We start from the raw sequence: 12,366 nt of genomic DNA, 5'->3' as shown, positions 1-12,366 counted from the left end.
GGGTGTACTCGGCCCGGCGGGAGCCCACCGGGACGTCTGCGGAGTCCCGGGTCGGGGGTGGCGCCCGCCGCCGATATCGACCGTGATCCGGCGCCGGGCACGTCTGTGATCCTGATACCTCGAGTGCGCTCGAGGTCAATAAGGTGTGGCGCGGGTCATGGGCGCCGCGTGCGCGACCGCGCTTGTGCGACTGGCGAATCCGCCGATACGGGTCTCGGCGATCGCTCGCCCCGTCGGCGCGCCTGCGCTTATCCTGGGGGAAACCACAGGGGAGGGCGGTGCATGGCACGGCTGCTGAGCTGGCTGCGGAACAACATCGACGGCGTGGTCGCACTGCTGCTCGCGTTGGTCGTCGGAATTCTCGCGGTGCTCGATCTGATCGACGTCGACCAGGTGAACGCCGTTGTGCTGCTGGTGCTCGGCCTGCTGGCGACCACCTTGCTGCGCGACCGGCACCTGTCGGCGCAGGCGGTGCGCGACGCGTCCTCGGTGCGGTTGCTCTACGGCCCCGAGATCGGGCACGCGCACACGCTGGCCCGGCGCGACACCGAACAGTGGATCTTCAAGGGCGGCACCGGAACCTACATCAGGGCCGTCACATTGCGGGCCTGCGTGGAGAACGCCCGGCGCGAACAACGGCCGCTGCGTATGCAATTGGAGATCCTCGACCCGACCAACGAGCCATTGTGCAAGACCTACGCGCAGTTCCGCTCCTCGCTCACGCCGGAGGCCGACCGCACCGGCGAGCTGTGGACCACCGAGCGCACCCGCAAGGAGGCGTTCGCGACGGTGCTGGCCGCCTGCTGGTACCGGCAGCGGTTCACGTTCCTGACCATCGACGTCGGGCTCTCCTCGGTGATGACCACCTTCCGCTGGGATCTGTCCTCGAGCTGCGTCATCGTCACCCAGGACAACCCGAACACCCCCGCGCTCATGTTCGAGCGTGACAAGCCCTATTACCGCGATTTCAGCCGCGAATTGGTGGCCAGTTTCAAACAGACCCGTCAGGTCCCGCTGAGCCGCAGCGAGGAATTGCCGCTGGCCGACGAGCCTTCCGTCGATCAGGCGCGCGCCCTGTTCGACGCGCTCGGGCTGAGCCTGCCCACCTCCTACACCGACCGCGACGTGGCCGATGTCGTGCGCCGGGCGCTGCAGCCGAGGAATCCGTACTGATGGACGCCTACGCCGAGCTTCGCTCCCTGATCACCGCCGACCGGGCGGGGACCGCGGTGCGCGGCTGGGCGCGCGACTATCTCGCGGGTCTGCTCGCGGGGCGCACGGCGGTGGCCGCGGTGCGACATCCGTTGGGGTTCGCGTGTTTTCCCATCTGGCGCGGGGGAACGCTCGGGGTGTGCCTGCACGTCTGGAGTGCCGACGCGCGGCCGCACCCGACCACCTCGACGATGCACGCGCACAGCTGGGACCTGGTGAGCAGCGTGCTGTACGGCACGGTGATCAACGAGATCATCGACATCACCGCGGACGCTCGGCCGACCCACCGGATCTTCGAGGTGCACAGTGGCGCCGAGGGCGATCTGGTGCGCGCGACGCAGCGGCTGGCGGGCTACCGCGTGCGGTCCAGGGAGTTCTTCCGCGACGGCGACGTGTACACGTTGCGCCACGGCGTGTTTCACGTGTCCGATGTGCCGGGCGCCGCGGCCACCCTGGTGCTGGGCGAGTACCGGCCCGGGGAACCCGATCTGTCGCTCGGCCCGCTCGGCGGCGACGATCACTGGGTGCACCGCGTCACGTGCACGGAGGCGGAGACCGGTGCGCTGGCCCGGGCCGTCCTGAATCGATTGACCGACCAGTCCCTGCCCGAAGACCTGGAGGAGCGATGCGACCCGGCAACACCGTGAACGCGGCGCCGAACGCCGCCGTCGTCGACCTCGCCGCCGCCGTCGCGATCGCCGCGGCCGCCGAGGCGGGGCGCGCGATCCAGGCCGGATTGGGCGGCGCGCTGGACGTGCGCCCCAAAGGCGGCTCCGGCGACCTGGTCACCGTCCTCGATCTGCGCTCGGAGGCCGTCATCGTGGACCGGCTGCGCGCCGCGTTCCCCGACCACCGCATCCTGGCCGAGGAGTCCGGCCTGCTGGACGGCGCGGACGAGGCGTGGTGCTGGGTGGTCGACCCGCTCGACGGCACCAACAACATCGCCGTCGGCCTGCCGGTGTACTCCATCGGAATCGCCCTGTGTCACTACGGTGTTCCGGTGTTCGGCGTCGTGCACGAGCCGACCACGGGGTGCACCTGGTCGGCCAGGCGCGGGTACGGCGCCACCGGCCCGAAGGGTCCGCTGCACCAGCCGCAGACACCTCCGCCGACCGCCGGGCCGACCTTGGCCTGGCTCCAGGGTTATCCGGTCGCCCGCACCGACCCGACGGCTCGCGCGCTGCGCCTCACCCTGGAATCCGGTGCACGGCGGCTCATCCAGCTGTGGTCGCCGCTGCTGTGCTGGATCATGTTGAGCCGCGGCGATATCGACGGTTTCGTCGGCTATCGCGCCGGTGTGGTCGATCTGCCCGCGGGCAGTCTCATCGCGCGGGAATCCGGCATCGCCGTCACGGGCTTCGACGGCGAGCCGCTCGACGACCGGATCGATCCGTCCGGCCAGGAGGTCAGTTTCCTCGCCGCGCGGCCGGACGTGCTCTCCGACCTGACGCTTCTGGTGAAGTCGGCGGCCGACGTCACCGTGACCGGTCTCGGCGGCTAGGCCGGGACCCGGCCCTAGCCGGAGCTGACGGCCGAGTCCCGCCACGAGCTCACGCGACGTCGAATTTGTTGGCGCGTGCCACCGCCAGCGACCGCCAGAGCTGCGCCTCCATCGAATCGAACACGTGGTCCACCACCTCGAGGGCGATGCGTAGTCCCTCGGCGGAAAGCCGTGCGGGCGGAACGCCGTCCACGTCACCGCCGGTGTTGGCGCCGACGTCCGGCGCATCGTGTCGGCCGCTGAGGTAATCGAGACGCAGTCCCGTTTCCTTCTCGACGGTGGCGGCCAGGTGCCGGGTGTGCAGGAAGAACTGCTCGCCGGTCGATTCCAGCGCGGCCATCATCCACCAGCGAACCGCCGGGTCACGATAGCGCTGGGCGAGCTTGACGAACTCGATCATGTTCTCCCGGTGCAGGTCCATGTCCTGGTCGAGGAAGAGGAACTCCAGCGTGTCACTGGCGGTATGCCCCAGCAGCGTATCGAGATCCAGTGCGTCCCAGTCGGACAGGAACAGGTCACTGTGTGCGGATAGCCGCATGGCCCAGGCGTTCACAGCCTCCTGCGCCGCGTTCTGTGGGTCCGCGTACGACATGGCGTATCGGTTCAAGTCGCGGTAGCCTAGGATGTCCATCACCCACATCGGAATGAAGCGCCTGAGTTTCTGCGCAGGCGACAGGCCGTTGTCCTCGCGCAGCCAGCTGTAGAAGGGATGGGCGGCGACCTGCGCCTTGCGCTGCGACAGCAGGCGAGCGACCTCGGCCTCTCGTCGGTTGCCCGCGGTGATCGTCAGCGGCGGTGCGGTCCACTCGGCCTGCGCGCGGGTCCTCTCCCGAGTGCGACGCGGGACCGTTCGAGTGTCGACATAGGTGCGGCCGTAGTACAGGAATCCGTCGAAGATGCGCTCGAAAATGTCGAACATGCGGTTGCAGAGGTCTTTTGCCTGCCCGCGCCGGTCCGGATCGAGCACGGCTCCTTCGAACACGCCTTCGGTGTTGGCGACATGCCCGGACTCCAGGCCGAGGTGGTAGGGACCGAAGTAGCGGTAGTTCAGACCGGTTTTGTCGGCGAGCATCGCGGCGATCGTGGCGGTGTTGCCGAGCATGACGTGTCCGGTCGCCTCACCGGCCTCGGAGTGCCCGAACCGAATCAACGCATCGTCGCCGTCTTCGACCGCGAGAGACACGAACTCGACCCCACTGCGTCGGAAGACTTCCTGATCGGGGGAGAGGAACAGCCACCACAGTGCGTCGCTCGCGGTCCAGCGCAGATGCTCGTCGAGTTTCAGTTCGCGCCAGTCCTCGAGGAACATTCGGGAGTGCCGCTCGTCCTCCTGGGTTCCGAGATTGATGACCCATTCGAATTCGTCGCGCACCGTCGGGAAGCGCAACACCCACCGGTTCATATCCCGGAATTGCATCACGAAAAATGCCGCCATCGGCGCAAATTTCAGCCGGTCCTCGATCGCCACGGAATCGCTGTGCAGCCACTCGAAGAACTCGTGCTTCCGGATCCTGGCCTGCCGGCTGTCACGCAGGGCCATTACCTCTTGCATGGGCCAGTCCCTTCGGTAGGGGATTTCGCTTCGGCTCTCCTGGGCGCTCGGCGCGTGAAACGAGCTTGTCGTCGCCGCGTTGCCGGACAACGATGCCGGCGGACCAGCTGGGCAATGCCGGCGCCAGTGTATGCACCTGAGCAGGCACTTTCGGGATAACTCGCCGTCACGAGCCGGGTCGGCCGCGCCCGGCGCATCCATGGTCTTTCCCTTGACCAAGCAACACCCCGAGGGTTCAATCGATCTTCGTCAGCGACCGCACAAGCGACTCGCGACACCTGACATATGGGAGTGGTGACATGACGACAGCACAACCCGTTCAGGAACGACTTTCGGCCAGGTTCGACCTTTGGGACCGCGACGGCAACGGCCGACTCGAGCGTGAAGACTTCGAATCCGAGGGACGCCGGATCCTCGCGGCGTTCGGGGAATCCGAAAACTCACCCCGAGGCCGCGCCGTCATGAATGGATACAACGACCTCTGGAACTACCTCTCGAAAAAGGCCGGCTCGACCGAATCGATGTCGCGCGAACAGTTCGAAAGTATCGGGGCGGGGATCATCGGCGGCGGCGCCGCGGAATGGGCCGCTACGGTACGACCCCACATCATGGCGATGGTTCAGCTCTGCGACGCCGACGGCGACGGGCAGATCAGCCCGCCGGAGTTCGCCAGGTGGTTGCAGGCGATCGGTGGCGACGCGGATGCCATGGACGCCTTCCACCAGATCGACGTGGACGGCGACGGGTACCTCTCGATCGACGAATTGTGCGCTGCGGTAAGGGCGTACGCCGAGGGTAAGCTCGACGCTCCGCTGCTGGGCGTCTGATCGTCTGTCTCGTCTCGGACCAAGTGCTTCGAGCGGCGCACCATGCGCTGGGAGCACTTGGTCCGACTGCTGTGTGCTGCCGCTCAACCGGTGACGAGCAGCGCGGCGATCGCGCTCGTAGTGGCGAGCAGCGCGAGTCCTAGCCCGGTCAGGACGAATCGCTTCATCGGGACGCGCACGCCGTGCGTGCGGCAGAACTCGAGGCAGAGCAGCGTCGCCAGCGACGCCCACGGCGTGACGACCGGGCCGACGTTGGTGCCGATCAGCAGGGCGAGCAGTTGATCGCCGTTCTCCGGCGGCACCACCGCCTCGCCCGCGGTGTAGGCGGGCAGATTGTTCGCGACATTGGACAGCGCCGCGCCCGCGGCCGCGGCGCGGAAGGCGCCTGCAGCGCCCACGTCGTCGCCGATCAGCGTGTGCATCACGTCGGAGAGGCCGAGGCGGCTCAGCGTCGGCACCACCAGGAAGAGTCCCACCACGAAGACCAGCAGCCGCCACGGAATCAGCGAGAAGCGCAGCGCCGACCGGTCGAACAGCGCGAAGGCGACGACCGCGATCGCCGCGGCGAGCACCGCCGCGATCTCGATGCTCTCGCCGAGGATCGGTATGGCGACGATGAACAGCAGGCACGCCCCCGCCGTCGCGTACAGCAGCGTGCGTTCCTTCGCGTCGCGCGGGCGGACCGGTTCCGGCGGAATGTAGCGGTCGCTGCCGCGGCGGTCGCGCCGCCAGAACCAGATCCACAGGCACAGCATGGTGGCGGCGATCGAAACGAGCTGCGGCGCCCACATTCTCGCCGCGAACTCGGTGGCGTGCAGCGCCACCCGGTCGGCGGCCAGCAGATTGGTCAGGTTCGACACCGGAAGCAGCAGGCTCGCGGTGTTGGCCAGCCACAACGTGGTCATCGCCAGCGGCAGCGGCGGGATGCGGGCAGGCCCGGCCAGCGCCAGCACGACCGGTGTCAGCAGCACCGCGGTGGTGTCCAGATTGAGCAGGATGGTCGTCGCCGAGGCGAACAGCACGCACAACGCGAACAGCGCCGCGTAGTTCCCACCCCCGAGGATCGCCACGCGGTGCGCGATGACATCGAAAACCTTCGCCTGCCTCGTCAATTCGGCCAGCACGATGACGCTGCCGAGGAAGAGGAGCAGCGGACCGATGCGGCGCATGTTCTCGGCCGCCTCGTCGCCCGGCAGCAGGCCGGTGAGCACGCACAGCAGCCCCGCCGCCAGCAGACCGAGCCGCACCCAATCCAGGACGCTGAGGCTTCGAAGCGCGGATCGGACGCCGAGCCCCTTGCGCGGGCGGTCCGCCGCCGCCACATCGGGCGACGACGTAGGGCACGGCGCGGAGTCGACGTGATCGGGCACGTAACTCATCATGGCATCCGGCGCGCCGCGGCACCCGCATCCGCGCCGTGCTCCGCCCCGACCGAGGCCCCGCCGCTCACGACGTGATACATACCGTGCCAGTTGTTTTCGGCACCCCGTGCGGGGAGCGGCTTGGCATACTGGGGGCGTGACAGAGCAGGGGCGGGCGCGGGACTTCTTCATCAGCTACTCCCCGGCGGACGGGCGGTGGGCGACCTGGCTGGCCTGGCAGTTGGAGGCCGCCGGGTATCGAACCCTGATCCAGGCATGGGATTTCGTACCGGGAACCAACTTCATCGACTTCATGGATCGCGGGGTGCGCGAGTCGACGGTGGTCATCGCCGTGCTCTCGGACAACTACCTGAATTCGCGCTACGGAACCATGGAGTGGCAGGCCGCCTTCCGCACCGATCCCGGCAAGCTGCTGCCGGTGCGCATCGCCGACTGCGCGCTGGAGGGACTGCTCGCGACCCTCACCTACCTGGACCTGCTGAACGTCACGACGGCCGAGGAGGCGCGGCGGACGCTGCTCGACCGGGTGGCGGAAATGCTCGCGGGCCGGGCCAAGCCGCGGATCGAGCCCGGCTTCCCGCACGACGGTCACGCGGCGCTGCCGTCGCTCGCCGGCGAGGAGCAGGACGGCACGGTGGAATCCGCGCTCGGCCGCCGGACGCCCGTCGCGGCCCCGCCCTTTCCCGGCGGTGCGCGGGAAGAGCACCGCGAGGGCGTGAGCGTGCTGCACGTGGCGGGGCCGCGCTTCGGACGCGGGCTGTTCGGACGCGACGAACCGGCCACCGCGCGCGAACTCCAGTCCAGGATCTGGGCGAACGTCACGCACCTCGTCGACCGCGGCGCGCCCCGACCGGACCTGATCGTGGTGAGCGGCGATCTGACCGAATCCGGGCGGCCGCGAGAAGTGGACGAGGCGCTGTCGTTCCTCACGGGGCTGCGGGTGCTGCTCGGCCTGGAACCCGACCGCCTGATCGTCGTGCCGGGCAACCACGACGTGTCGAAGGTGGCCTGTCACGCCTACTTCCTGAATTGCGAAGCGCGCGAACGAACCCCGCAGCCGCCGTACTTCCCCAAGCTCGAGCAGTTCGCGCGCCTGTTCGGCGAGCTGTACCAGGGGCTGGACCACCTGGTGTTCGACGTCGGGCAGCCGTGGACCCTGTTCCCGATCCCCGAACTGCGGGTGGTGATCGCGGGTCTGAACTCGACGATGGCCGCGACCCACCGCGCCGAGGACGACTACGGCAGCATCGGCGAACCCCAGGCCGCCTGGTTCGCCGAACGACTACGCGCCTTCGAGGAACTCGGCTGGCTGCGCGTCGGCGTGCTGCGGCACGATCCGGTGCCCGGCTCCGCGGCGGCCGCGCACGACCCGGCGCTGCTGCGCGACGCCGAGACGCTGTCCCGGCTGCTCGGCGGTCGGTTGCACCTGGTGCTGCACGGACCGGGACCCGGCGGACGGCACCTGGATCGGCTCGGCGGCGTGCTGCCGGTACTGCCCGCCGCCGCGCCGGGCCGCGACGAGATCGTGCACATCACCGCCCAGGGTCTGGCGCGCTACAGCGCTCAGGACGCGACGCCCGGCGAGCCGGGAGCGCGGCTGGAACACACGTGGATTCACTCCACCGCTGCGCTGACCACGGCCGCGGTGGCGGAACTGGCCGCCGAGGAACCGGAGGCGCTGGCGCCCGCCGCCGACGCGCCCGCGATCGTCGACCCGCACCGCAGGCTGCTCGACCGCGTCGCCGAAGTGTGCGACACGCGGTACCCGGGCGCGCGGATCCGCCGTGTCGAGGTGGACCCGCCGCACCTGTTCATCACCCACCAGCGCGACGAGGTGGTGGCGCAGTGGCGGGTCGGCGTGCACGTGGGCGATATGACCAGGCAGGTGATCGAGGACTTCCTCGGCCACGACCCGGAATACGGTTCGGAGCTGGTCTACCGCGGGGCGCCGCCGCCGCGGTCGCTGCGTGAGGAGGCCGCGAGCCACGGCCTGCGGGTGCGCAGTTTCACCGAGTTCCAGGGCCTGCTCGACCTGGACGGCTATCTCGCCGCGCAGGCCGCCGGGCTGCGTTCGGACCGCAGGTATCCGCCGGAACTGTACGTGCCGCAACGCTTTCGGGTGCTAGAGCACGGCGATCAGCTGATCCGCGACGACCTGGTCGGCGAACTGCTCGGTATGGTCAGCGCCGACCACGGCCGATTCGTGCTGCTGCTCGGCGATTTCGGGCGCGGCAAGACCTTCGCGCTGCGGGAGCTGGCCCGCCGCATCACCGAGACCAAGCCCGCGCTGGTGCCGATCCTCATCGAACTGCGCACCCTCGACAAAACCCATTCGGTGGACGGGCTGGTCGCGGCCCACCTGGCGAACCACGGCGAGGACCGCATCGATTTGAAGGCGCTGCGGTACATGTTGCGCGAGGGCCGGGTGGTGCTGCTGTTCGACGGCTTCGACGAGCTCGTCACCCGTATCAGCTACGAATTCGCCGCCGACCACCTGGAGACGCTGCTGCAAGCGGCGGTCGGCAAGGCGAAGATCATCGTGGCCAGCCGCACCCAGCATTTCGAGTCGCGCGCCCAAGTGCTGACCGCCCTCGGCGAGCGGGTGGGTCTGCTCCACGACCGGCGCATCGTGAGCATCGAGGACTTCGCTCCCGCGCAGATCCGCGCCTTCCTCGTCAACCGGTACGGCGGCGACGCGCGCCGCGCCGACGCCAGGATGCGCTTGATCACCGGCATCGAAGACCTGCTCGGCCTGGCGCAGAATCCGCGCATGCTCAGCTTCATCGCCGATCTGGACGAGCGCCGCCTGCGCGCCGCCGCGGGCGCGAAGCAGGCGGTCGGTCCGGCCGGGCTGTACCGGGAAATCCTGGACTCGTGGCTGACGTACGAGGTCGACCGCACCGCGACCGTCGCGGGATCGCCGCCTGGCCTGCGCCTGGACGAGCTGTGGCTGGCGGTCACCGCGTTCGCGCTGCGCATCTGGGACAAGGGCGAGCCGTACCTGCGGTTGGCCGAGTTGACCGAGGTGGCAAGGGATCTCGTCGAGCTGAGCGGCCCGCACCGGATGTCGGTGCAGCAGTCGACGCACGCCATCGGCTCGGGCAGTCTGCTGGTGCGCACCGAGGACAACCTCTTCGGCTTCATCCACGCCTCGGTGACCGAATGGCTCGTGGCGAACCACGTCGCCGAGCAGTTCGCGGCCGGGGCGGCCACGCCGTCGCAGCTCGCGCAGGCGCAGCTGTCACAGCTGTCCATCGACTTCCTGTGCGATCTGGCCGACACCCAGGCATTGCGCGGCTGGGCCGAGGCGGTGCTGGCCGACTCCGCCTGCGACGACAACTCGCGCACCAACGCGTTGCGGGTGACCACCCGGCTGCGCACCGCGCCGACCGCCGACCTGCGCGGCGCGGCGCTGGCGGGCGAGGACCTGTCCTACCGCGACCTGCAAGGGGTGGACCTCAGCGGCGCCGACCTGACCGGCGCGCGGCTGGTAGGCGCGAATCTCACGCACGCGGTGTTGCGCGGCGCGCGGCTGGTCGGCGCCCGGCTCGACGAGGCCGTGCTGGTCGGGGCCGATCTGACCGACGCCGACCTGACCAGGGCGCGGCTGGCCCGCACCGACCTGACCGGCGCGCGGGGAACGGGCAGCCGCTGGCCGAGGGCCGCGCTGCTGGACGTGATCGGCGCACCGATCGGCACCGATATGCGCGGCGCCGCGTGGGTGCCGGGTACCGCCGCGCAGACCGAATTCGCCCCGGCGGCCATCGGCGTCCGGCACGGTTTCCACGCCAGGCACGGCAGGCTGCCGCAGCCGGTCGCCTACAGCCCGGACGGCGGCACCCTGGCGATCGGCAGCGACGACGGCGGTGTCCTGATCTGCGACACCGAGACCGGCCGCCCGCTGCGCACGTTGCAGACCCATCGCGCCCGCACCTTCGCGGTGGCGTTCACCGACTCGGTGCTCATCACCGGCTCGCACGACCGCACCGTCGGCATCTGGGACGCGATGACCGGCGAACTGCGCCGTATTCTGCCCGGCCACCAGAACTGGCCGTGGCCGGTGCTGCTGAGCCCGGCGGGTGATCTGCTGGTGACCGGCGACGCCGAGGGCGTGCTGCGACTGTGGTCGCTGCCCGGCGGCGAGTTGCGCCACGAATGCGTGCCCGCGTCGGGCGGGCGGGAGCTGATCTACAGCCTGGCCATGCACGGCACGATGCTGGCCGCGGCCTACCGTGACGGCGTCGTCCGGCTCTGGGATATCGAAACCGGGAGCCAGCAGGGCGAATTCGCGGGGGCGGGCGGCTCGGTGTTCCGCATCGCGTTCGATCCGTCCGGTTCGGTGCTCGCGGTCGGCGGCGTGGACGGCGCGCTGACGCTGTGGGACCCGGCCACCCGCCGTCCGGTCCGCACACTGGCCGGGCACACCGGGCGCGTCTACACCCTGGCCTTCCATCCCACCCTCCCGCTGCTTGCCAGCGGAGACACCGATGGCGGACTGCGCACCTGGGACGTCAAAACGGGCGCGGCGCGGCACGCGCCCACCGAACACACCGCCGCCATCTACTGGCTGGCCTTCGATCCGAGCGGCGCGGTGCTCGCCTCCGGGGACAGCGCGGGACTGGTCTGCCTGCGCGAGAGCGAATCGGCGCAGCTGCGGCACCGGCTCACCGCGCACACCGGGTCGATCTGGCCCTTCGCGTTCCGGCCCGACGGCGCCCAGCTGGCCATCACCGACGACCAGTTCACCACCCGGCTCTGGGATCCGGCGACCGGCGTGTGCCGCCACATTCTCACCGGGCACGGCCGCCAGGTCACCTCGGTGAGTTTCAACTGCGGCGGCGACCTGCTCGCCGCCTGCGGCAACGACGGCGTGGTGCGACTGTGGGATCCGGTGTCGGGCAGGCTGATTCGCCGTCTGATCGGCAGCGACGACCGGTTGCTCACCTTCGAAGCGGCGGTGTTCAGCTCGGCGCAGCCACGCCAGCTCGCCACCGTCGGCAACGACGGGCGGCTGAGCCTGTTCAATCTCGACGCCGACGGCTTCGAACGACACATCACCGTGGAGTCGGCGCCGATCTGGACGATCGCCTTCGACCCGACCGGCGATTTCCTCGCCACCGCCAACGACGACGACACCGTGATCGTCTGGGTCCGCTCCACCGGCGCGCTGCACGCCGTCTGCGCCGAACACCGCGGCCGGGTGCGCTCCATCGCGTTCAACGCCGATGGCACCCTGATGGCCACCGGCTGCGACGATTCGGTGGTGCGGCTCTGGGAGGTGTCGTCCGGGCGATTCCTGCGGGCGCTGCGCGGCCACGGCGACCGGGTCTACTCGGTGGCCTTCCACGGCGACCGGCTCGCCAGCGCGTCGTGGGACGCCACGGCGCGCATCTGGGACGTCGAGTCGGGGGACTGCCTGCACGAGCTGACCAGGCACACCGGCAGGCTGTGGACCTCGGCCATCGACCCGCACACCGGCACGCTGGCCACGGCGGGCGACGACCTGGTGATTCGCCTGTGGGACATGGCGACCGGACGACATCTGCACACCATGGAGGGCCACAAGCGGCGAGTCTGGTCGCTGGCTTTCGACCCGGCGGGCAGGCGGCTGGCCAGCGGCGGAGACGACGGCAGCGCGATCCTGTGGACCCTCCCGAACGGCCGCGACGTCGCGCCCGCCGTGCGCGCGGTGCTGCTCGGCCTGCCCGAGGGCTGGGCCGCGCTCACCCCCGACGGGCGCTACAAGTTCGAGGGCGATATCGCCGGACAGTTCTGGCACGTCATCGGCATGACCCGCTTCGAGTCCGGCGAGCTGGACTCCTACCTGCCGGAGGTCGAGCAGGTTCCGGTGGACGCGCCGCTGTAGGGGGTCGTACTTCGTCGTCCTGCGCC

At 69.8% G+C, this 12,366-nt stretch carries 7 protein-coding genes; 5 read left to right on the top strand and 2 right to left on the bottom strand.

What is annotated here, in order from left to right; translation table 11 throughout:
• The first annotated feature begins 282 nt into the window (after positions 1–282).
• The 3 genes from AC3ERS_RS31140 to AC3ERS_RS31130 are packed head-to-tail and all read left to right on the top strand — an operon-like array spanning position 283 to position 2,713.
• On the top strand, positions 283–1,173 hold the full coding sequence (locus tag AC3ERS_RS31140) for a hypothetical protein (RefSeq protein WP_431971696.1): 891 nt from the start codon (positions 283–285) through the stop codon (positions 1,171–1,173).
• Positions 1,173–1,859 carry a hypothetical protein gene (locus tag AC3ERS_RS31135; RefSeq protein ID WP_431971695.1) on the top strand — a complete coding sequence of 229 codons (687 nt, stop codon included), beginning with the start codon at positions 1,173–1,175 and terminating at the stop codon, positions 1,857–1,859. Before AC3ERS_RS31140 ends, AC3ERS_RS31135 begins: the two co-directional genes overlap by 1 nt.
• Positions 1,838–2,713 carry an inositol monophosphatase family protein gene (locus AC3ERS_RS31130; RefSeq protein ID WP_431971694.1) on the top strand — a complete coding sequence of 292 codons (876 nt, stop codon included), beginning with the start codon at positions 1,838–1,840 and terminating at the stop codon, positions 2,711–2,713. Before AC3ERS_RS31135 ends, AC3ERS_RS31130 begins: the two co-directional genes overlap by 22 nt.
• 49 nt (positions 2,714–2,762) lie before the next feature.
• On the opposite strand, the gene AC3ERS_RS31125 is transcribed toward AC3ERS_RS31130, so the two are convergent.
• The gene (locus AC3ERS_RS31125; protein WP_431971693.1) at positions 2,763–4,265 is read right to left on the bottom strand and encodes a hypothetical protein; all 1,503 of its coding nucleotides are present in this window, start codon (positions 4,263–4,265) and stop codon (positions 2,763–2,765) included.
• A 299-nt stretch (positions 4,266–4,564) separates the two neighbouring features.
• On the opposite strand from AC3ERS_RS31125, the gene AC3ERS_RS31120 reads away from it, so the two are divergent.
• A complete protein-coding gene (locus AC3ERS_RS31120; protein ID WP_431971692.1) occupies positions 4,565–5,092 on the top strand; it encodes an EF-hand domain-containing protein in 528 nt (175 codons plus the stop codon).
• An 83-nt stretch (positions 5,093–5,175) separates the two neighbouring features.
• On the opposite strand, the gene AC3ERS_RS31115 is transcribed toward AC3ERS_RS31120, so the two are convergent.
• Positions 5,176–6,471 carry an ArsB/NhaD family transporter gene (locus AC3ERS_RS31115; protein ID WP_431971691.1) on the bottom strand — a complete coding sequence of 432 codons (1,296 nt, stop codon included), beginning with the start codon at positions 6,469–6,471 and terminating at the stop codon, positions 5,176–5,178.
• A 139-nt stretch (positions 6,472–6,610) separates the two neighbouring features.
• Here AC3ERS_RS31115 and AC3ERS_RS31110 point away from each other — a divergent pair, with 139 nt between their 5' ends.
• Positions 6,611–12,340 (top strand): WD40 domain-containing protein, encoded by a 5,730-nt coding sequence (locus tag AC3ERS_RS31110; RefSeq protein WP_431971690.1) that lies wholly within the window; start codon positions 6,611–6,613, stop codon positions 12,338–12,340.
• Positions 12,341–12,366: the final 26 nt, after the last annotated feature.

This window comes from Nocardia sp. bgisy134 (assembly GCF_057708325.1).
The sequence above is the reverse complement of the archived record's forward strand: the minus strand, read 5'-3'. Positions and strand labels throughout refer to the sequence as shown.